The 22,332-nt window shown below is 45.4% G+C and carries 17 protein-coding genes and 2 tRNA genes; 11 read left to right on the forward strand and 8 right to left on the reverse strand.

The window, feature by feature from the left end:
- The first annotated feature begins 197 nt into the window (after positions 1–197).
- Both edd and ACEPPX_RS03685 read left to right on the forward strand, forming a co-directional pair.
- The gene (edd, locus tag ACEPPX_RS03680; protein WP_416622983.1) at positions 198–2,036 is read left to right on the forward strand and encodes a phosphogluconate dehydratase; all 1,839 of its coding nucleotides are present in this window, start codon (positions 198–200) and stop codon (positions 2,034–2,036) included.
- Positions 2,037–2,118: 82 nt separating this feature from the next.
- Positions 2,119–2,745, forward strand: coding sequence for a bifunctional 4-hydroxy-2-oxoglutarate aldolase/2-dehydro-3-deoxy-phosphogluconate aldolase (locus ACEPPX_RS03685; RefSeq protein ID WP_047761380.1), 627 nt, complete (start codon positions 2,119–2,121; stop codon positions 2,743–2,745).
- 105 nt (positions 2,746–2,850) lie between these two features.
- Here the strand turns inward: ACEPPX_RS03685 and hemH are convergent, their stop codons facing one another.
- Positions 2,851–3,867, reverse strand: coding sequence for a ferrochelatase (hemH, locus tag ACEPPX_RS03690; RefSeq protein ID WP_416622984.1), 1,017 nt, complete (start codon positions 3,865–3,867; stop codon positions 2,851–2,853).
- A 239-nt stretch (positions 3,868–4,106) separates the two neighbouring features.
- On the reverse strand, positions 4,107–4,955 hold the full coding sequence (locus tag ACEPPX_RS03695) for a c-type cytochrome (protein ID WP_416622985.1): 849 nt from the start codon (positions 4,953–4,955) through the stop codon (positions 4,107–4,109).
- A 274-nt stretch (positions 4,956–5,229) separates the two neighbouring features.
- Between ACEPPX_RS03695 and ACEPPX_RS03700 the strand changes: the two genes are divergently transcribed.
- The 5 genes from ACEPPX_RS03700 (at position 5,230) to porB (ending at position 10,865) form a co-directional block, all read left to right on the forward strand.
- Positions 5,230–5,305, forward strand: a tRNA-Arg gene (locus tag ACEPPX_RS03700).
- A 376-nt stretch (positions 5,306–5,681) separates the two neighbouring features.
- Positions 5,682–7,463: a biosynthetic-type acetolactate synthase large subunit gene (ilvB, locus tag ACEPPX_RS03705; protein WP_416622986.1), complete on the forward strand. Its 1,782-nt coding sequence runs from the start codon at positions 5,682–5,684 to the stop codon at positions 7,461–7,463.
- Positions 7,460–7,951 carry an acetolactate synthase small subunit gene (ilvN, locus tag ACEPPX_RS03710; protein WP_047761376.1) on the forward strand — a complete coding sequence of 164 codons (492 nt, stop codon included), beginning with the start codon at positions 7,460–7,462 and terminating at the stop codon, positions 7,949–7,951. The genes ilvB and ilvN overlap by 4 nt, the downstream gene beginning before the upstream one ends.
- A 201-nt stretch (positions 7,952–8,152) precedes the next feature.
- Positions 8,153–9,166, forward strand: coding sequence for a ketol-acid reductoisomerase (gene ilvC / locus ACEPPX_RS03715; RefSeq protein ID WP_416622987.1), 1,014 nt, complete (start codon positions 8,153–8,155; stop codon positions 9,164–9,166).
- A 604-nt stretch (positions 9,167–9,770) separates the two neighbouring features.
- Positions 9,771–10,865, forward strand: coding sequence for a trimeric porin PorB (porB, locus tag ACEPPX_RS03720; RefSeq protein ID WP_416622988.1), 1,095 nt, complete (start codon positions 9,771–9,773; stop codon positions 10,863–10,865).
- A 762-nt stretch (positions 10,866–11,627) separates the two neighbouring features.
- Here the strand turns inward: porB and pnp are convergent.
- The 4 genes from pnp to ACEPPX_RS03740 form a co-directional block, all read right to left on the reverse strand.
- The gene (gene pnp / locus ACEPPX_RS03725; protein WP_416622989.1) at positions 11,628–13,754 is read right to left on the reverse strand and encodes a polyribonucleotide nucleotidyltransferase; all 2,127 of its coding nucleotides are present in this window, start codon (positions 13,752–13,754) and stop codon (positions 11,628–11,630) included.
- A 359-nt stretch (positions 13,755–14,113) separates the two neighbouring features.
- Positions 14,114–14,650, reverse strand: a complete 537-nt coding sequence (locus ACEPPX_RS03730) for a glutathione peroxidase (RefSeq protein WP_416622990.1) — start codon at positions 14,648–14,650, stop codon at positions 14,114–14,116.
- Positions 14,651–14,846: 196 nt separating this feature from the next.
- The gene (locus tag ACEPPX_RS03735) at positions 14,847–15,503 is read right to left on the reverse strand and encodes a protein-L-isoaspartate O-methyltransferase family protein (protein WP_416622991.1); all 657 of its coding nucleotides are present in this window, start codon (positions 15,501–15,503) and stop codon (positions 14,847–14,849) included.
- A 51-nt stretch (positions 15,504–15,554) separates the two neighbouring features.
- Positions 15,555–16,091 carry a GAF domain-containing protein gene (locus ACEPPX_RS03740; RefSeq protein WP_416622992.1) on the reverse strand — a complete coding sequence of 179 codons (537 nt, stop codon included), beginning with the start codon at positions 16,089–16,091 and terminating at the stop codon, positions 15,555–15,557.
- A 363-nt stretch (positions 16,092–16,454) separates the two neighbouring features.
- On the opposite strand from ACEPPX_RS03740, the gene tpiA reads away from it, so the two are divergent.
- From tpiA to ACEPPX_RS03760, 4 genes are all read left to right on the forward strand, one after another.
- Positions 16,455–17,219, forward strand: coding sequence for a triose-phosphate isomerase (gene tpiA, locus ACEPPX_RS03745; RefSeq protein ID WP_047761861.1), 765 nt, complete (start codon positions 16,455–16,457; stop codon positions 17,217–17,219).
- A 6-nt stretch (positions 17,220–17,225) separates the two neighbouring features.
- On the forward strand, positions 17,226–17,576 hold the full coding sequence (gene secG / locus ACEPPX_RS03750) for a preprotein translocase subunit SecG (protein WP_047761862.1): 351 nt from the start codon (positions 17,226–17,228) through the stop codon (positions 17,574–17,576).
- Positions 17,577–17,595: 19 nt separating this feature from the next.
- Positions 17,596–17,681: transfer RNA gene (locus tag ACEPPX_RS03755), tRNA-Leu, on the forward strand.
- Between the two features lie 325 nt (positions 17,682–18,006).
- Entirely contained in the window at positions 18,007–18,192 is a 186-nt protein-coding gene (locus ACEPPX_RS03760; protein WP_416622993.1) for a hypothetical protein, read from the forward strand.
- Between the two features lie 161 nt (positions 18,193–18,353).
- Here ACEPPX_RS03760 and ACEPPX_RS03765 read toward each other — a convergent pair whose 3' ends face one another.
- Together ACEPPX_RS03765 and ACEPPX_RS03770 are read right to left on the reverse strand one after the other, a co-directional pair.
- On the reverse strand, positions 18,354–20,744 hold the full coding sequence (locus ACEPPX_RS03765; RefSeq protein ID WP_416622994.1) for a DNA translocase FtsK: 2,391 nt from the start codon (positions 20,742–20,744) through the stop codon (positions 18,354–18,356).
- A 426-nt stretch (positions 20,745–21,170) separates the two neighbouring features.
- Entirely contained in the window at positions 21,171–22,274 is a 1,104-nt protein-coding gene (locus tag ACEPPX_RS03770) for an anhydro-N-acetylmuramic acid kinase (protein ID WP_416622995.1), read from the reverse strand.
- Between the last annotated feature and the right edge of the window lie 58 nt (positions 22,275–22,332).

The following is a 22,332-nucleotide window of genomic DNA, read 5'->3' on the forward strand; positions in this document are numbered from 1 at the left end:
TAAAGACCAGCCCATCTTTCGGTGATATCATGTTATAAAACTACATATTAAAGTGCCGATTGCTAATTCGGTTGTATGTAGCCAAATTACATGGGTCATTATTTTACATGGTATGGCAAAGCATTTTTCAGACGGCCTGTTTCCATCCTCATATATAACGTAATGCTTTGATTGTCCAGCCAGAAAGGCAGAATAAAATGAGCACGACTACCGCCATTCATCCTACGATTAATGTAGTTACCCAGCGTATAACCGAGCGTAGTAAGCCCACCAGAACAGCTTATTTGCAGCGTATCCGTGCGGCTGCCGGAAAAGGCAGGCTGCAGCGCAGTAATTTGGGTTGTACAAACTTGGCACACGCTTTCGCGGCAGCTCCCTCAGCTGTAAAAATCGAGTTAAAACAAGAAGAGGTTCCTAATTTTGGCATCGTATCGTCATATAACGATATGGTATCTGCCCATCAGCCGTTTGAAGAATTTCCAGTTTGGTTGAAGGAAGAATGCTTTAAGCACGGCACAACAGTTCAGTTTGCAGGTGGCACTCCCGCTATGTGCGACGGCATTACCCAGGGATACGAAGGGATGGAGCTTTCCTTGTTTTCCCGTGATGTTATTGCCATGAGCACGGCGGTAGCTTTGTCGCACCAAATGTTTGACGGGGTATTTTATCTCGGAGTGTGCGACAAAATCGTACCCGGTTTGCTGATAGGTGCATTGAGTTTCGGCCACTTGCCGGCTTTGTTTGTGCCGGCAGGTCCGATGACCAGCGGCTTGGCAAATAATGAAAAAGCGAAAATCCGCCAGTTGTTTGCCGAAGGGAAAGTAGGGCGGGATGTTTTGCTTGAGAGTGAAATGGCTTCTTATCACAGCCCGGGCACTTGTACTTTTTACGGTACGGCCAATTCCAACCAAATGATGATGGAAATGATGGGGCTGCATTTGCCTAATTCGGCGTTCGTAAATCCGAATACGCCAATGCGCGAGGCTTTGACACGGGCGGCTGGCGAGCATATGGCCGAAGCGGTGAAAAAAGGCGGGATTTTGCCCGTGGGCGAGATGATCACTGAAAAATCAATTGTGAATGCAATTGTTGGTTTAATGGCAACGGGCGGCTCTACCAATCATACTATGCATTTGATTGCATTTGCCCGTGCGGCGGGAATTATCGTTAATTGGGATGATTTTGATGATATTTCCAATATTGTGCCGTTGTTGGCCAGGGTTTATCCAAACGGCAAGGCGGATGTCAATCATTTTGCGGCGGCCGGAGGCTTGGCATTTGTGATTCGCGAGCTTCTGGATGCGGGCTTGCTGCATGAAGATGTGGATACTGTGGTTGGCCGCGGTATGCGTGCCTATACGCGTGAACCGTTTTTAGTGGACGGGAAGGTGCAATGGCGGGATGCGGTGGCAGTGAGCCAAGATGACAGCGTTTTACGACCGGCATCGGCTCCGTTTTCTCCTGATGGTGGGTTGCGTTTGATGAAGGGTAATATCGGCCGTAGCGTAATTAAGGTGTCGGCGGTTATGCCCGAGCACCGCGTGATCGAAGCGCCTGCAATTGTTTTTGACGATCAGCGTGAGGTGTTGGCTGCCTTTGACCGAGGTGAGTTGGAACGTGATTTTATCGCCGTTGTACGCTTTCAGGGGCCGCGAGCCAACGGTATGCCTGAATTGCACAAGTTAACACCACAGCTGAGTGTATTGCAGGGGCGCGGTTTTAAAGTTGCTTTGGTAACCGACGGGCGTATGTCGGGAGCTTCGGGTAAAGTTCCGGCAGCCATTCATATGAGCCCTGAAGCTTTGTTGGGCGGGGCAATCGGTAAAATCCGTACCGGTGACATGTTGCGCTTTGATGCTGAGACGGGCGAATTGAATGTGTTGATGGATGAAGCCGAATTTAATGCGCGAGAGATTCCGATTCCGGACTTGTCTGCCCGTAGTCACGGCATTGGCCGGGAACTCTTTGCTGGTTTCCGTAGTTTGTCCAGCAGTGCAGAAACCGGAGCCATGAGTTTCGGCGGTGATTTCGTTTAATGCCTTTCAGACGGCCTAAAAATTCTAATATGAATTAGGCCGTCTGAAAAAGATATGTGATTTTTGTGGAGCATACAATTTTATGAATGCACGTGAAATTTTAAGTGCTGGTGCGGTTGTTCCGGTAATGGCAATTGATGATTTGTCGACTGCCGTAGATTTGGCTCATGCGCTGGTAGAGGGCGGTATTCCAACATTGGAGATTACTTTGCGTACGCCGGTTGGAATTGATGCTATCCGATTGATTAAAAAAGAAGTGCCGGGAGCAATTGTGGGTGCCGGTACGGTTGTTAACAGCAAACAGTTAAAAGCAGTAGAAGATGCGGGGGCGGCATTTGCCATCAGCCCGGGTTTGAACGGCGAATTTGTTAAAGCGGCTCAGCAAAGTAGTACGGTCGTGATTCCGGGAGTGGCTACCCCGGGGGAGCTTATGCTGGCTTTGGAGTACGGTATTGATACGTTGAAGCTGTTTCCTGCCGAGGTTGTGGGTGGAACGGAGATGTTAAAGGCACTTTACGGCCCGTTTGCCGATGTGCGCTTCTGTCCGACAGGCGGCATCAGCTTGAAAACCGCTCCCGAATATTTGGCGTTGCCGAACGTATTATGTGTGGGCGGTTCATGGTTGACGCCGAAAGAGGCGGTAAAAAATAAAGATTGGGATACCATTACCCGTTTGGCTAAAGAGGCGGCTGCCCTAAAGAGAGTTTGAGTCTGGTAAATCTTGCCGATTAGGTAAATTTTGCAGTAGCCCGCATTGGAAATTTAAGGCCGTCTGAATATATTCAGACGGCCTTATTTAACATGAAAACTTTAACTAATGCGGCCAACCTTGAAGGTTTTGCAAAACTAAGTCTGCCAGTGCGTTTATCCAGTTTGCGTTGGTGTTGAGGCAGGGAATATAGTGATATTGTGTACCACCGGCTTCATGGAACTGTTCCCGTCCGGCAATAGCGATTTCTTCCATAGTCTCCAAGCAATCGCTGACAAAACCCGGGCAGAATATATCCAGTTTGTTAACCCCTTGCTTGGGAAGCGTATCAAATAAATCCTGCGTGCTGGGTCCGATCCATTTGGCTTTGCCGAATTGGCTTTGGAAAGAAACGATATAATCATTTTCTTTCAAATTCAAGGCAGCTGCCAGCAGTCGGGCTGTTTCCCTGCATTCATATTGATAGGGATCGCCTTTTTCCTCATTAGCTTGCGGAATACCGTGAAAACTAAGCATCAGTTTGTCGCCGCGTCCATATTCTTGCCAATACGCTTCAATATGTTGTTTCATGGCTGCAATATAGCCGGGGTGATCATAAAAGCGCGCAACAGTACGTAAGCTCATTTGATTTCTCTGTTGCAATAAAACTTGAAATACTTTATCCAATGCCGCGCCTGTGCTTGAGGCAGCATATTGGGGATAGAGTGGTATTGCAAAGAGGCGGCATACACCTTGGGCTTTCAATTCGTTTATAACCCGGGATACGGAAGGCTCGCCGTATGTCATAGCATGACGGACAATAACTGTGTTGCCTAATTTGGCAGATAAAGCCTCAGCCTGCCGTTCGGTGTAAACAGCCAGTGGAGAGCCTTCAGGAAACCAAACTTTTTCATAACCGTGTGCGCTTTTTTTAGGCCGTAATGTCAATACCAAACCGTGCAATACGGGCTGCCATAGAGCTTTAGGTAGCTCAACTACCCGCTGGTCTGATAAGAAGTCTCGCAGATACGGGCGGACTGCCTCTGAGGTGGGGGCAGAAGGTGTGCCGAGGTTAATGAGTATAACGGCAGTCTGGTCCTGCAGATTATGGGAGATGGCGGGTTCTGGTAGGAAGCGAGGCATGATTATCCTTGTTCATAAAGGTTTTGATGCAGTTTCAGACGGCATCTTACGTTATTTTTAAAGGTAGGGAAATGCGAACACAAAGGTTTTAATCTCTAACAATCACGGTCATTAATTGAATATTGGTAAGCAAAAATGGCCAGGGAGTTTTTTAGATGGCGATGTCGAATATACTTTTCAGAAAGAGTAAATAAAAAAGCGTATCTATACAAAGATACGCTTTTTTAATTGAAGAAATTTTAGAAATTACCGCCGGATTGGTTAGCCATGTAAACCACTGCGGCTTCTACTTCGGCATCAGTTAAGTTGGCATTGCCGCCTTTGGGAGGCATTACGCCGCCTTTGGGGTTGGTAAAGCCTTCGATAGCATGTTTTACCAAGGTGGCTTTGCCTTGTTTCAAGCGCTCAGTCCAATCGGCATTATGTGTGATTTTGGGGGAGAACGGAATAGCGGAGTCTGCACCGTGGCAAGCCATGCACAATCCTTCAAATACTTTTTTGCCATCTGCACCGCCGGCAACTGCTACCGGAGCAGCTGCAGGGGCTGCGGCAGTATCTGATGCTGCAGCACCAGAAGCATCAGCCGTAGCTGCATCGGAAGCGGCACCTACCGCCGGAGCTTCGAAGTTGCCGCCAGATTGGTTGGTCATGTAAACGATCGCGCGTTTTAGCTCGTCGTCGGTCAGATCTGCAGCCCCACCTTTTGCGGGCATGGCTTTAAAGCCATTCAGAGCATGGGTGAAGAGGATATCAAAGCCTTGTGCAATGCGTGGAGCCCATTCGTTATTATGGGTAATTTTAGGCGAGTTGGGCACTAAGCTGTCGGCCGCGTGACATTGAATACAGATTTTATTGAAAATTTGTTCGCCGGTACGCTCGCCCACCGGTGTACCGTCACCCATGGCAATACTGCCGGCCGGCATAATACGGGTTTCGGTAGCAGATTGGCTGCTTTCTTGAACATCGCTGTAATAGCCGCTGGTTGCCAGTTTCACCAGTAAAAACAATACCGCAAGCAGGATAACGATACCGCCCACGAAAGTGGTGATTGCAGAGCCATGGGCTTTATTGTTGTTCGGTTGATTCATTTGGTTGGCCTCGCCGTTTTTGGTAGTTGTGACGAAAATATTATGAAAAAAGTATTTTGTTAAATTGAATTAACAATAATTTGCTGGATTATACTGAATTCGCGGTGTCTTTCCAATCTTTAAAGTTTAGTTTAGCTCAAAAAACGGTCGATTTGTAGGGAAAAGGCTGATTGGGCCTCATGTAGAAAAAAAGCGAGAATAGTCAGGGCAGGAAGAGTGGATCGTTAAAATATTGTGCTTATTTGTACATTATGCAATAATAGCCAGCTTATATGCACCCATAGCTCAGTTGGAAGAGCGTCAGTTTCCGAAGCTGGAGGCCACAGGTTCGATCCCTGTTGGGTGCGCCAGAATTGTGATTTGAAAAAGCAGCCGGTGGGGCTGCTTTTTTATTATCTTCACATTTGATTTGTTGTTTAATACCTTAAGTATCGGCTGTAATTATATTTGTTTTTCTTTTAAGAATCATAGGTTAATTGCTTTATGAATAATTTGTGTTAAATTATGAAAGTTTTTACCTTGCTTGGTATTGAGCTTTCAGTTATTGTATCTTTTCTTTACTCGATAAACTCTCAAGCGTCTAAGTCAATTGATTGGGTTGCTTGGTTGTCGCCGGATTTTTGCAGTGCGCGTACCCTAAATCGCTGCCTGTGAAAATAGCATTACAGGTGCGGTGGCGAAACCGGCGGTTCCTATTGGTTTACGCGCAACACAAAAGAGGTAGCCATGCAATTATCAGGTGCGCAAATCCTTGTGCAAAGTCTCAAGGCCGAGGGCGTTGAATACGTTTTCGGTTATCCCGGCGGCGCAGTTCTTGAAATTTACGACGCGCTTTTCCAACTTAATAAATTCCAGCATATTTTAGTACGCCATGAACAGGCAGCGGTACATGCCGCCGATGCTTATGCACGAACCAGCGGAAAGGTTGGTGTGGCATTGGTTACTTCAGGTCCCGGCGCTACTAATGCGATTACCGGTATTGCTACTGCTTATGCGGATTCGATTCCGCTTGTGGTGATTTCCGGTCAGGTAGGAACGCCTGCTATCGGTTCGGATGCCTTTCAAGAAATTGATATGATCGGTGTGTCACGTCCGTGTGTGAAACATAACTTTTTGGTAACCAGTATCCACGAATTGGCGGAAACGGTTAAAAAAGCGTTTCAAATTGCTAAAACGGGGCGGCCGGGGCCGGTAGTAATTGATATTGCCAAAGATGTCACCCAGGCAATGGCAAAATTCAGTTATCCGCAGGAAGATATTTTTATCCGCTCTTACCAACCGGTTACTCACGGTCATACTGGTCAGATTAAAAAAGCCATTCAAATGTTGGCTGCCGCCAAGCGTCCGCTTATTTATTTCGGCGGCGGTGCTGTGTTAGGTAATGCTTCAGAAGAGTTGGTGGAGTTCGTGCAGCTTACGGGAGCACCTTGTACCGGTACGCTGATGGGTTTGGGAGCTTATCCTTCTACAAACAAACAGTTTCTCGGCATGCTCGGCATGCACGGTACCTATGAGGCCAACCTTGCTATGCATAATGCGGATATCGTATTGGCAGTAGGTGCGCGGTTTGATGACCGTGTAGTATCAGTGCCGGCAAAGTTTACGGAGAAGCCTAAAAAAATCATTCATATAGATATCGATCCTTCAAGCATTTCCAAACGTGTGAAAGCCGACATTCCGATTGTGGGAGACGTGAAAAATGTTTTGCGTGAAATGATCGGTATTTGGAAAAAGCAGGAGCTGTCATTTAATGAGGCGCTGCTGGGTAAATGGTGGGAAACGGTCGAATCTTGGCGCAGTCGTGACTGTTTGCGCATTCCTCAGATGGAGGGAGATATCATATTGCCGCAAATGGTGATACAAACATTGGCGGAGGTAACCAATAACGAAGCCATTATCACCTCGGATGTCGGCCAACATCAAATGTTTACTGCGCAATATTACCCGTTTATCCGGCCGCGCCAATGGTTGAATTCAGGCGGTTTGGGTACGATGGGAGTAGGTTTGCCTTACGCAATGGGGGCTTATCTTGCAGATCCGAGCAAAGATGTTTGCTGTATTACCGGCGAAGGTTCTATTCAGATGAATATCCAAGAGCTTTCTACTTGCTTGCAATACAAGCTGCCTATTAAAACCATTTGCTTGAATAACGGTTACTTGGGAATGGTGCGCCAATGGCAGGAGCTTTATTACAGTAATCGTGAATCAGAAACCTATTTCGATTCTCTTCCCGATTTTGTCAAATTGGCCGAAGCCTATGGTCATGTAGGTATGCGTATAGAAAAAGCTTCGGATGTAGAAGGTGCATTGCGAGAGGCATTGGCACTAAAAGATCGTTTCGTATTCATGGATTTCATTACCGATAAAAAACAAAATGTTTTCCCGATGGTAGGTAACGGTAAAGGCTTAGATGAAATGGTACTGCCGCCGCATATGCGTGAAACACCGCAAGATAGTGATGTAAACGATGTAAACGATCGTGATTACGATACAAGGAGCGTACCATGAGACACATCTTATCTATCCTATTGGAAAACGAATCGGGTGCGATGAGCAGGGTGGTCGGATTGTTTTCTGCCCGCGACTATAATATCGATTCACTTTCTGTTGCAGCTACCGAAGATAAAACACTCTCCCGCATGACTATTGTTACTCACGGCGATGATGCCGTGATAGAGCAGATAACCAAACAGCTCAATAAACTGATTGAAGTGGTGAAAGTAGTTGATTTGAATGAAAGCCGTTTTGTCGAGCGCGAGCTGATGTTGGTGAAAATCCGTGCAGTAGGTAAAGACCGTGATGAAATATTACGGTTGGCCGAAATTTATCGGGGGCATATAGTAGATGTTACTGATAAAAGTTATACGGTTGAAGTAACGGGTACAAGCGATAAACTTGATGCGTTTTTAGAAACCATCAATAAAAGCCTGATTCTCGAAACCGTTCGTACCGGGGCCGCAGGTATTGGGCGCGGTGAACGGATTTTAAAAGTCTGATGTTTTCAGACGGCTTTAAAACTTTAAAAGTAGATTTAGGCCGTCTGAAAAATTAACAACCGTATACTTATATATAAGTATATTATTTGTTGGTATTGAAGTTTTGAAATAGTAAGAGGTAGGTGAAGGTGATATACCCAGCCTACCGATTTAAAAATAAACCGGATAATCCCTCATCCATCATTCATAAGGAATGTAAACATGCAAGTATTTTACGATAAAGATGCAGACCTCTCCCTGATTAAAGGTAAAACCGTTGCCATTATCGGTTACGGCTCTCAAGGACATGCGCATGCAGCGAATCTGAAAGATTCGGGTGTCAATGTAGTGATTGGTCTACGTCCGGGCAGCTCATGGAAAAAAGCCGAGGCAGCGGGTCACAAAGTATTGAGCGTTGCCGAGGCAACCAAAGCAGCCGACGTAGTGATGATCTTGCTGCCGGATGAAAATCAGCCGTTCGTTTACAAAAATGAGATTGAAGCCAATTTGAAACAAGGTGCCGTATTGGCGTTTGCACATGGCTTTAACGTGCATTACAACCAAATCGTACCTCGTGAAGACTTAGACGTTATCATGATTGCCCCCAAAGGGCCGGGTCACACTGTGCGCAGTGAGTACAAAAAAGGCGGCGGTGTTCCGACTTTGATTGCCGTTTACCAAGACAAATCAGGCAAAGCCCGTGATATCGCCTTGTCTTACGCAGCCGCTAACGGCGGAACTAAAGGTGGTGTAATCGAAACCAACTTCCGTGAAGAAACCGAAACCGATTTGTTCGGTGAGCAAGCCGTATTGTGCGGTGGCGCAGTGGAGCTAGTAAAATGCGGTTTCGAAACCTTGGTTGAAGCCGGTTACGCACCCGAAATGGCTTATTTTGAATGCTTGCATGAGCTGAAATTGATTGTAGATCTGATGTATGAGGGCGGCATTGCAAATATGAACTATTCTATTTCCAATAATGCGGAATACGGCGAATATGTAACCGGCCCCGAGGTGGTGACTGCTGCAACCAAAGATGCCATGCGTAAGGCTTTGAAACGTATTCAAACCGGCGAATACGCAAAAATGTTTATCCAAGAGGGTGCGACAAATTATCCTGCTATGACGGCTCGCCGCCGCATTAATGCCGAACATCCGATCGAGGTGGTAGGTAAACAGTTGCGCGGCATGATGCCATGGATTGCTCAAAATAAATTAGTTGATTTGGATAAAAACTAATTCATAAATACTGTATTTTAAGTATAGGAAAGGCCGTCTGAATTTTCAGATGGCCTTTTTATTTTTCATAAAATGCGCACATAAGAAGATGGTTTTTAATTTTGTAACTATTGTAAATACATCAAGATTGGGTGGAGAGTTATTAAATTAAGAAAGAGAAAATCTTCTTTTTATGCTAATTGCATTAAATGCCTAAGCAAATGATACAGATATAAACAATCATTAAAATACTGCAAAATTACCCTATTTAAGCCTTTGAAATCGGTCTAATTTAGTGCTTTCAACAGATATTAGAAAGCTCTAAATCAGATCCCTCTTAACAAAATTGCAACAAATCCGATTAAGTGTTGTAAACCTGCACATATGTCTTGTTATTTTTTCAATATTTTGATTTTTATGGATTTTATAAAAAAGTGTAGGTTAAACCCTACACTTTTCGGAGTCCGATAGGACGGTAACTGGTGATAAAGTTTGTTTTTTTACAACGAAGCAATTATATTAGCAGACATGAAATCGCTAACGTTGCGATGAATGCAAAAGCTTGGATGGATTTCATACACCCCATTTAAGTTTGTTTTCTTAAAACTAGAAAAGGAATACAGCAATGAAAAAAACCCTGATTGCTTTGACTCTGGCAGCTTTGCCTGTAGCAGCTTCTGCTGACGTTATCCTGTACGGCCAAATCAAAGCCGGTGTTGAGGTTGCTCAAACTAAAACTACTAAAGCTGGTGTTGAAACTAAAAACGACACCACTACTGCACTGACCGACTTAGGTTCTCGCATCGGTTTCAAAGGTCACGAGCACTTGGGTTCTGGTCTGAACGCTATTTGGCAAGTTGAAAACAATGTTTCTGTTGCTGGCGGCGGTGAGTGGGCTGCACGTGATTCATTCATCGGCTTGGAAGGCAACTTCGGTAAAATCCGTGCCGGTAAATTGAGCACTCAATTGAACGATATGGGTACTGTTGATCCTTGGGAATACAGCAACAATGCTTTGGGCTTGGGTATGTTCACTCGCACTGGTAAGCGTGTAACATCTGTACGTTACGATTCACCTGTATTTGCTGGTTTCAGTGCTAACGTACAATATGCTCCTCGTGACAATAAGGCCATCGTACGTGGTGCAGGTGAAACTACTGGTCGCGCTGACAATGCTAGCGATACTTCAAGCTACTACGGTGGTTTGAACTATGAAAATGCTGGTTTCTTCGCTCAATACGGCGTAGGTTACAAAAAATCAGCTTATGTAACTACTGACGGTAAGAGCAAATCTGGTCAAGCTCACCGTGTAGAAGCTGGTTACGATGCTAACAACCTGTTTGCTGCTTTGGGTTACCAATACACTAACGGTTGGGATAGCGCAGAAAGCTATGATGCTGCTTTGTCTGATAAAGAATACAAAGTAGATAATGCTAAAGCCGATAAGAGCGCTGGTGTGAAAACCCACGAAGTTGCCGCTACTGCTGCTTACCGCTTCGGTAATGTAACTCCTCGTGTATCTTATGCTCATGGTTTTGACGTGAAAACTAAAGATGGTACTCAAAAAGGTACTAAATACGACCAAGTTGTTTTGGGTGCCGATTACGACTTCTCTAAACGCACTACTGCTATGGTTTCTGCCGGTTGGTTGAAAGCTGGTAGCGGTAAAGACAAAACCCAAACTACTGCTGGTTTGGTTGGTCTGCGCCACAAATTCTAATCTATACGGTTAGTCTTAAAAAAGAGCCTGCTTTGCAGGCTCTTTTTGTATTAAGTTGAAATATACTGCTCGGATTGTAGTGTTGTTGTGTAGTATGAGGGAAGGGTGTACTGGATTAGCATTACTATTTAAAGAGTGGAGAATGTATCTGCTTTGGGGTAGTCATAATAATAGTGCCTTTGGTTCTTGATATGTAGATAGAGATAAGATATTTCTGAAAAAGGTCTGGAAGCAAAGTAGATTAGTTGATTTATGCTTTTGTAATAAAGTATATGGCTATTGATTAATGGTGGATTCAGGCCGTCTGAAAAAATATATTTCAATAGCGGATATTGTTTAAGGCTCCCTAATTATTTCAAATGATGAAATTTTATTCAAATCAGCCTGATGAGATTTTTGTGAAGATCATATATGTATAAGAAATGATGAGAAAATATAGTGAGTGCTAGTTGATTGGTGCAGTAGCAAACTTATGAAATCTTCGTAGGGAAGCGGCATCAAATTACTTTTCAAGATAAAAGAGTGGCTTTTTCTTACATGAAAACTTGTTGTAGATTAATTAGCAAATAAGCAGTTCTGAATCAGGTTTAAGAAGATAAATAGTGAGCTTGATGATCAGTTGATCTTGTTGGGAAATGGGGTTGGGAGTCAGTGTACCGGGCGGTTGTAGATATAAAAACTGCACTATCGGATTGTCCGGTAGTGCAGTTTACTTTGGTATGATCCTGTTGTGATAGGTCTTATAACAGGCCGTGGCAGGATTTATTCTGCTTCAGGTTTACGCTCTTCCCGTTCTGGAGCTTCAATCAAAGCCTTCATAGATAGGCGTACACGACCGCGATCGTCCACTTCCAAAGCTTTCACTTGAACGGTTTGGCCTACTTGAAGATAATCGCTTACGTTTTTCACGCGTTCATGTGCAATTTGGCTGATGTGTACCAAACCATCTTTACCTGGCATAATAGAGACGATGGCGCCAACGTTGTTATCCAGAAGTTTAACTACGGTACCTTCATATACTTTGCCAACTTCTACTTCGGCAGTGATAGCTTCAATGCGTCGTTTTGCCGCATCTCCCGCTTCTTGTGTGGTGGCAGCAATGGTAATCGTACCATCTTCTGCAATGTTGATCTCGGTGCCGGTTTCGGCTGTTAGAGCACGGATGGTTTCACCGCCTTTGCCGATGACATCGCGAATCTTGTCTTGGTTGATCTTCATTGTAAACAGACGGGGAGCGTGTTGCGACAGCTCTTGAGGGCCTTCTACTGCTTCTTTCATTTGGCCGAGAATATGGAAGCGTGCTTCTTTGGCTTGTTCCAAAGCAATTTGCATGATTTCTTTGGTAATGCCTTGGATTTTAATATCCATTTGTAGGGCAGTGACACCATTGGTTGTGCCGGCTACTTTGAAATCCATATCGCCGAGGTGGTCTTCATCACCGAGAATATCGGTTAATACGGCGAATTTGTTACCTTCTAAAATCAAGCCCATGGCGATACCGGCTACATGAGCCTTCAGTGGTACGCCGGCTGACAGCAAGCTCAGGCAGCCGCCGCACACGGAAGCCATCGATGAAGAGCCGTTAGATTCGGTAATCTCTGATACAACGCGCATGGTGTAGCTGAATTCTTCGGGTGAGGGCAGTACTGCAACCAATGCACGTTTTGCCAAGCGGCCATGTCCGATTTCGCGGCGTTTTGGCGCTCCCATGCGACCTACTTCACCGGTTGAGTAGGGCGGAAAGTTGTAGTGCAGCATGAAGCGGTCGGTATATTCGCCGCTTAAGGCATCGATAATTTGCTCGTCACGCGATGTGCCTAGTGTTGCGATTGCCAACGCTTGGGTTTCGCCGCGGGTAAACAGGGCGGAACCGTGGGTGCGTGGCAATACGTTGGTTTGGATATTAATCGGACGTACGGTGCGGGTATCGCGGCCGTCAATACGGGGTTGGCCGTCAAGAATTTGACTGCGTACTACGTCGGCTTCTAATTGTTTAAAGATGCCTTTGATTTGATTTGCCGTCAGAGTGTCGGTTTCTTCGGTAATCAATGCTTCTTTTACGGCACTCCATGCTTCATCCAGCTTGGTGCTGCGGGCTTGTTTTTGGCGGATTTTAAATGCCTCACTAATAGCATTGCCGGCAATTTCACGGATTTGGCTAACCAAAGCTTCATTGGTTTCCGGAGCTTTCCAATCCCATACTTCAGGATTGACTTCATCTGCCAATTCATTAATGGCGGTGATGGCTGCCTGCATTTGTTCGTGACCGAAAACAACGGCACCGAGCATGACGCTTTCAGATAATTCTTGCGCCTCCGATTCCACCATCAGAACGGCTTTTTGTGTGCCGGCCACGACTAAGTCCATTTTGGATTGGGTTAATTGGGCTTTAGTCGGATTTAGCACATATTGGTCGTTGATATAGCCTACACGTGCGGCACCAATAGGCCCGGCAAAGGGGACGCCGCTCAATACCAGAGCGGCAGATGCGCCAATCATCGCAGGGATGTCTGAATCGATTTCCGGATCAACGGAAACTACCATAGCAACAATTTGGATATCGTGGTAGAAACCTTCGGGGAACAACGGGCGAATGGGGCGATCGATCAGGCGGCTGGTCAGGATTTCTTTTTCGCTTTGCTTGCCTTCTCGTTTGAAGAAACCACCGGGGATTTTGCCGGCTGCATAGGTGCGCTCGAGATAATCAACGGTAAGCGGGAAGAAATCTTGTCCGGCTTTGACTTCTTTTGCGGCGGTTACGGCAACCAAAACAACGGTATCGCCCATTGATACTTTAACCGCTGATGCGGCTTGGCGTGCAATTTCGCCGGTTTCCAAGGTAACGGTTTGGTTACCGTATTGGAAGGTTTTTACGTGTTTATTGAACATAATTGTTCCTTTCGGTTGATGCCGTACCGCTAAAACACTAATGATGCACACGATTTTCATGCGCATGGTTAGGGTTTCAGACAGGTACGGCTAAATATAGTAGGACTTTCAGACGGCCTTGAATAACAGCTGCCTGAAAGCCGATTATAGCAAACAATCGCTATTTTTAGAGAGCTATGTTAATCAAGAATCGAGCTGGGATGGTAGGCTGCTGGGTATCAGGTAGGTTGAGTTATAGGTGTATTTGTTTAAAAATTATTTCAATAAGGTTTGGTTCAAAATAGGAGATGGTTATGCCGTCTGAAAATTTTATTTCTCATAAATTTCAGATGACTGAAGGGATATGCAGGATAGTTGTGTTATAGCAGTGCCTCTATGTGTGGTGCAATTTTACTTGGGGGCATGCTGGGAGCGAAACGAGCCACAACATCGCCTTGGCGATTAACTAGGAATTTGGTGAAGTTCCATTTGATATCGCCGTTTTCTCGCTTTGCTCCCAATGCAGCCAGCTTGAGCAACACGTCTTTAAATTTTAGACCGCCTTTATCTTGAGGCTGCTGAGATTTCAGGTAATGATAAATGGGGTGTGTATCGGGGCCGTTTACTTCGATTTTGTCGAATATTTTGAATTCAGTGCCGAATTTTGTTTGGCATATTTGTACGATTTCTTTGCTTGATTCGGGTGCTTGCGTGCGAAATTGGTTGCAGGGGAAGTCTAGAATTTCAAAACCTTGGTCTGTATAGCGGCTATATAGTGCTTGTAATTCCTGGTATTGCGGCGTTAAACCGCAGCGTGTAGCAGTGTTAACGATCAGCAAAACCTTGCCTTCATAGTCCGTCATGTTGATGGTTTGCCCTGAAGAATCTTGTGCGCTAAAGCTGTATAGTTGTTCCATAATCTTTGATTTTTATATAGTGGGTGTAAGTAGCCATTATAGTCTGAGATTTGGTGACGCGACTTGCGTATGTGGTAATTGGGCCTGAAATCAGTTTAAGTATATAGGCTGGATAACTGTTATTTAACGAAAAGGCCGTCTGAAAATTTTCAGACGGCCTCTTAAATTTGCTTTGGTATTTTGTTTAGGCTCAGGCTTAAAAACTGAATTTATCTGCCGGAGCGTCAGTTTTACTTGATAATTTCGGAATCAAAGTATCAAATAAAGTGGCTTCGGTAAATTTATCACCTTTACGAACAATCAGGCGGGCTCGTTGCACGGGGGCATCGCCTGTAACGACTACCATTCGGCCACCGTCTTTTAATTGTTGTTTTAAGATTTCGGGTACACTATTAACCGCGCCACCGATATAAATGGCATCAAATGGCGAACCGCCTGCTTCTCCGCTTAGGCCGTCACCGATTTGATAGGTAATATTGTTCAACGCTAATCCATCTAACACTTCTTTGGCGCGGGCTTGTTGTTCGGCGTCGATGTCAATCGTAACAACCTCTCCTGCCATTTTGCGTAAAACAGCGGTAGCGTAGCCCGAACCGGTGCCGACCTCCAAAACTTTGTCCAGCGATGTCAAATCCAAACCTTGGATCATACGTGCAACGATTTTAGGCTCAAGCATACTGCCGCCGTTGGGTAAAGGGAGAGCCGTGTCCGAATAAGCATAGGGCTTGTGGGATTCGCTCACAAAGGCTTCACGGGGAATCTCACTCAAGGCATCTAAAATGTCGAAGTCCAACACGTCCCATGGACGGATTTGTTGTTCTACCATATTGAAACGTGCTTTTTCGAAATTCATTTTTTGCTCCGCTATATTGTGTTATTCGGGTGTTTTATAGGTTATGCGCGATTATAATGGTTTTACGTCTGCTTTAATAGTATCGGTTGTTTCGCTTTTGCTGTGCTGTTGGGCAATCAGTGCAGCTAATTTGCCGAGGTAGGCGGAGTCGGTATCATCGAATCGGTTTAGAGTGTCGGCATCAACATCCAATACGGCGATTAGGCTGTCATGTTGCATATCAAAAATAGGGACGACAATTTCCGATTGGGAAAGGGAGGAGCAGGCAATATGATCGGGGTAGGCATTAACATCACTGACAACAATGGTTTTTCGGCCAGCCCACGCTTGCCCGCATACCCCACGACCATACGGGATGCGCGTACATGCCACAGGGCCTTGGAACGGGCCCAGTACAAGCTCATGCCGTTGTGCGTCTTCTAGGTAAAAACCTACCCAGAGCCAGTCGAAGGCTGTTTTTAAAACCGCAGCAATATTGGCCAAATTGGCAATCAAGCTCAGCTCTTCGCTGATCAGGCTTTCGATTTGTGGTAATAACTGTTGGTAAATAGCTTCTTTGTTGCCGTGGGTAAGATGGATTTCATGCATGGTTTAAAGGTTTGGAATAACTGGAAATCAAAGCGGTATAATTGTTACTGTTTCAGTGTTTCGGGTCAAGCAAATATAGGCAGAGAAGGGGATATTGCATGCTTGCAGCTTTTAACTCGGAGCAAATATCATAGATACCGCAACAGTATTGCTAATTTATTCATAATTTACTACACTTGCCTACATTAAAATCAGCTGTAATTCTTTAAAAATATAGTTGGAAAATAAAGCTAGTCATTAATGTTTATCGTTTGTAACACTTGTTTGTGTTGGATAGCGAATTATTATATGTGCGTGTGTGATTTATTTTCTTAGCTACTATTTTTTATATAAAGTGCGCCAAGGTCATTTGGGATATTTGTTATGGAAAGTTTGTGGAATCAAAAATGGGTTATCGGCAATTGGAAAATGAACGGCCGTTTACAGAACAATAATGCCTTGATGCACCGTTTCCGTATTTTGCCTCAAGTTGACCGGGTATGTATCGGCTTGGCAGCGCCAACTGTTTATTTGCTGCAACTGCATAATGCTATGCAAATAGTGCTGAATAACCGGATTTTGACTTGTGCTCAAGACGTCAGCCGCTTTGCGGGCAATGGTGCTTACACAGGGGAAGTATCTGCCGAAATGATGGCTGATATTGGTGTTGATATCGTATTAATCGGCCATTCTGAGAGAAGTTTGTATTTCGGTGAAAAAAATGAAATACAACGTCAGAAAATCGAAAATGTATTGAATGTCGGCTTACTTCCGCTGTTATGCGTAGGTGAGAGCTTGGAAGAGCGGGAGGCCGGTAAAGAGAAAGAAGTGATTGCCCATCAATTGAGTGTTTTGGAAGGTTTGGATACTAAGCACATAGCAGTAGCTTATGAACCGGTATGGGCAATTGGTACCGGTAAAGTGGCTACGGTAGAGCAGATTGCAGAAATGCATCAATTTATTTATGAACAGATCTTGTCAATGCACGGTAATGATGCTAAGATTCGCGTTCTTTACGGCGGTAGTGTGAATGCCAATAACGCCACCGATATTTTTGCCGTACCCTATGTGGATGGCGCTTTGGTTGGCGGCGCATCTTTGGCATATGATTCATTTACTTCAATCATCAATGCCGCACAAGAATCGTAGAAATTTATGGAAGCATTTAAAACCATTATTTGGATTATCAACATCTTTGCAGCCTTATCTGTGATCATTTTGGTATTGATGCAGCAAGGTAAGGGTGCTGATGCCGGTGCAACCTTCGGCTCTGGCAGCGGTAGCGCACAAGGTGTGTTTGGTTCAAGTGGTAATGCAAACTTTTTAAGCCGAAGTACTGCGATTGCAGCAACTGTATTCTTTGCAAGCTGCATGGCAATGGTTTACATTTATAGTAATTCAACTTCGCATGGTTTGGATTTTACTAATGTGCAGCAAAGTCAGCCGGCAAATGTTCAGCCAGTACAACAGGCTCCTGCTGTAGCAAGTTCTCAACCTCAGCAGTAAGACTAAAATTTAAGTATATGCCGACATGGTGGAATTGGTAGACACGCTATCTTGAGGGGGTAGTGACCCTAGGTCGTATGAGTTCAAGTCTCATTGTCGGCACCATTAAAAGAAAACAGTCCAATTTTTGGGCTGTTTTTTTACACTCTATATCATCCGGTAACATCCGCAAGATTAAATAAAGATACGGCGTTCAGCTGATTTTTATATTTTTCACTGCTGATTTTATATCCGATAGCATTTGATCCAATCCTATCAAATTAATTAAGGAGAGGTATATTGTGGGATCGTTCAAGTGCCTTGGAAAAATATCCCCAAAGTGCCGCCCAACCACTGCCAAATTAAAAATGCCAAGCCAACAAATAAGCTCTTAAGCCTTCAAATGGAAGATGAGACTGCATTTAGCTGTTATCCTGCAGGTAGATAAATTATGGTTAAGTACCGCCCTAACGAAAAAGAAAAGTTGTTTTCAATAGGCAAATACCTTGTTGTATCACTCGTGGTAGGCTGCGGTGCTACTGAAATACTCTTTGAGCTGGCGGAAGGTAAAGCCCTCGGTTTATTGCAAGGCAATAGTATAGGCGGGCTTGGGAACGGCTTTATTTTGCAGAGTTAGTTGTTTGGGTTTTGCAACCGCATCAAGTAAAAAAGATTCTTTACTGATGCTTAGATCTAGAATTTTTTAGATATGTAAATGTAATGCCGTCTGAAAAGTTTTCAGACGGCATTTGTTGTTTACAGCAATGATTTGGTTAATGTCCTGATTGGAATAGGTTTTTACAAGTTATCCTTCTGTGCAAGAATACGGCGGCTACCACCGACATCAGCGGGAGAAACGACACCTGCATCTTCGAGTGCCTGCATCAGATTAGCAGCGCGGTTGTAGCCGATACGAAGTTGGCGTTGCAGAGAAGAAATAGAAGTTTTACGAGATTCCAATACGAAAGCTACTGCTTGATCAAATAGTTCGTCACTGTTGGCATTGGGATTGACAACATTAGTAGTTTCCAATGCGGCCTCGCCCGTCAGTATGCCATCAATATAATTGGCCGGGGCTTGACGCTTGATATGGGCAACGATTTGATGGACTTCGTCATCGGATACAAATGCGCCTTGCAAGCGTGTCGGTTCTGCATTGCCGGGTTGGAGGAATAATAAATCACCGTATTTCAGTAATTCTTCCGCCCCCATTTGATCGAGAATGGTGCGGCTGTCAATCTTACTTTGTACGGTAAAGGCCATGCGTGTGGGAATATTGGCTTTAATCAGGCCGGTAACGACATCTACGCTGGGTCGTTGGGTTGCGACTATCATGTGGATGCCTGCAGCGCGTGCTTTTTGGGCAAGACGGGCGATTTGTTGTTCGACAGATTTGCGCTCGGTCATCATTAAGTCTGCCAATTCGTCGATAACAACGACAATCATCGGTAGGGCTTCAAGCGGTTCTGGATTGTCAGGATTCAGGCTGAAGGGGTTGAGTAACGGTTTGCCGGCCTCTTTGGCTTCGCGTACTTTTTTATTAAATCCTTCCAGATTGCGCACACCGGCATGCGAAAGGAGCCGATAGCGCTTTTCCATTTCGGCTACACACCAGTTGAGTGCCTGGCCTGCTTCACGCATATCGGTAACCACAGGGCAAAGCAGGTGGGGAATGCCGTCGTAAATGCTAAGTTCAAGCATTTTGGGATCGATCATGATGAAGCGGACTTCTTCGGGTGTGGCTTTGAACAGCATCGACATAATCATGCCGTTTACGCCAACGGACTTCCCCGATCCTGTCATACCTGCTACCAAAAGGTGCGGCATTTTGGCTAAGTCACCTACAACCGGAATGCCGGCTATATCTTTTCCAAGGGCGACGGTTAGCTTGGATTTGGCTTCGGTAAAAACCGGTGATGAGAGTATTTCGCTCAGCATAACGTCTTGGCGGCGTTCGTTTGGTAGTTCGATACCCATCGTATTTTTACCGGCAATGGTTTCAACGATGCGTACGGCTTGTAAGGACATCGAACGGGCCAAGTCTTTGGATAGGCCAACAATTTGGCTGCCTTTAACGCCTTGGGCAGGCTCGATTTCGAAACGGGTGATAACAGGACCGGCTGTGGCGGAAACAACTTGAACGCTAATGCCGAATTCGGCAAGTTTAGCCTCGATGCGTTCCGCAGTCTGCTGTAACACTTCAGGATTGATAACAGGGGCTTCGCCTTGAGGTTGGCGCAACAAACCTAGTGAGGGCTTGCTGTATTCTCCTTGCGGCAACGGTTCGGCGGCTTGGCCTTTTTCATCAAAGAGAGGAGCTTGGACAGGAGTGGGAGGAGGTGCAACGGATACCGATACGGTTTTGCGGTTGCTTGTGGTGCCTTCGATTGTTTCTAGCGGTTCGGCAGTGATGTTTTTGGCTTCGCGTACCATGCGGCGGGTGGTTTTGGCATCTGGTAAATCTTTGATAAATTTTTCTTGCTTGCGGGTCAGTTTCATCCATAGCCACTCAAGTTTGGCACCGGTTTTTTCAAGAATATCAAGCCATGAAATTTGTGCGACCAGCGATAATGCGAGAAGAAGGATAACAAGTAAAATGAGAAGGCTGCCTGAAGTGCCCAATAGCCAGCTCATACCTTGGGCGGCAAATGTACCGATTAAGCCGCCTGCACCTACGGGCAGGGTGTTTTCTAAACGTTCTTGGAAGGCGAAAACTTCTAATACGGGGCTGCAAATCAGCAGGATCAGTAAACCGGTAAAGGCTACGGCAGTATTGTAGGGTTTGCTTTCTTCGGTTTGTATCAGGCGGAAGTTTTTATACAGATAAATACTGGCGGCAATTACCCACCACCAAAACGATAAGCCGAATAAATAGTAGCCGACATCGGCCAAGTATGCACCGAAGAGCCCGCCGAGATTGCGCACTTGTTCTGTAGCGGGCACACTGCGCGACCATGCAGGATCAGTCATGGTAAAACTGGCGAGAGCAAGGGCTATATAAACGGTTACGGCCAATCCCAAAAGCCATAAAGTGTCGTTTATCAGTTTGACGGCATGTGCGGAACGAGCCGGACGCTTCGTCGTATTCTTCACAACGCCTTTAGGTTTGCGCGGTGGCGTCGCGGCCTGTTTTTTAACAGTTTTGGTATTGGATGCGGGATGGTTTTTTTTAGAGGGTTTGGTAGCCATAAGTTGTCATATCAAGAGCATTCACAAATAGAGCCGGTAATAACCGTAGCCTTGTTTTTTCTATTGCCTCTTTGAAAGTTGTATTCTTTTCAGTATTTTCTGTTTGTCGGGTAGCGTAGGCCGTCTGAAAGGTTTTTGGACGGTGCGGTTTGTTGAAAGCCTTTCTTGGGATAAAGGCCAAAATCTTTAAATTATATAGTATAGCTATTCAAAATAAAAACGATGTATTGTCCGATGGTGTTTTAAATTGCAGATTATCTTTATTGGTATTGGTTTTCCTGTAGTTCGTCTGAATTCGGGTGATTGTATTTTCAGACGGCCTATATGTGGGGAAACCGGAAATATTAGAAGAATATTTGCACATTTCGTTTATGATTTTGCAGCTGATGGTGTTATTTGAGTTTTTGGCTGCTATTTGGTTTCGTTTTAGGCCGGGTAGCAGGCACCGAGAATACGCGGTCCTGATGCTCCGGTGGCATTAGCGGGGTTGCCGGGTAGTTGATCGTACCAGCGCGAGGCTAACCAGCCGAATGCGGCAGCCTCTACCCATTGTGGATTGAGATTAAGTGCTTCAGTGCTGTGGTAGTTGAATTCGGCTGAGTCACCTAAGGTTTGTAGCCGTTTAACCAGCATATCATTTTGAATACCTCCGCCGCACAAATAAATATTACGGGCTTGGGGGGAAAAACGGGTAAGAGCGTTGTGTATGGTGAGTGCGGTGTATTCCAATAGAGTGCGCAAAACATCATGTGCGTTTGCATCCTTTTGAATTTTCGGCATCAGCCATTCTAATGAAAATAAGTCACGCCCGGTACTTTTAGGCGGTGTTAATTGGAAATAAGGATGTTGCATCAGGCAATCGAGAAGCTCGGGTAATATTGTGCCTTGGGCAGCTTTTTCTCCATTTTTGTCATAGGCTTGGTGCCATTGATGTTGGACCCATGCGTCCATCAACATATTACCGGGGCCGGTGTCGAAGCCGAATTCAGGTGTTTGGGGAGGTAGGATGCTGATATTGGCGATACCGCCGATATTTAAAACGGCACGCGTTTCGTCAGGTGAGGCAAATAAGGCGCGGTGAAATGCGGGTACTAAGGGTGCTCCTTGCCCTCCGGCAGCTAAATCGCGACTACGGAAGTCGCCTATTACACTGATTTGGCAAAGCTCGGCTAATAAAGCCCAATCTGCGAGTTGGATACTGTATCTATATTCGGGCGCGTGGCGGATAGTTTGGCCGTGGCAGCCGACGGCGCGTATATCGGTTGGAGAGAGCTTTTGTTGTTCAAGCAGCAGCTCAACGGTGTCGGCATAGAGGCGGGACAGCTTTTGTGCCAGCAAACGGCTGCGGTGGAGTTCGTCGTAGCCGTTGTGTTGCAGAGCCAGTAGTTCTTGTTTGAGAGTATCTGAATAAGGCAGGAAAGCGTGGCCTTCGGCGCATTGCCATTGGCTGCCGTTGGTGCGGATAAGGACGGCATCTACACCGTCCATGCTGGTGCCGGACATGATACCGATATAAAGGTGCTGGCTCATAAGAAAAGTCGGTTTGATATAAAACGGTTATTTTAGCGCGATTGGCTTGGTTGTTACA

Source organism: Neisseria sp. S1, assembly GCF_048060015.1.
Taxonomy (GTDB): Bacteria; Pseudomonadota; Gammaproteobacteria; order Burkholderiales; family Neisseriaceae; genus Neisseria; species Neisseria arctica.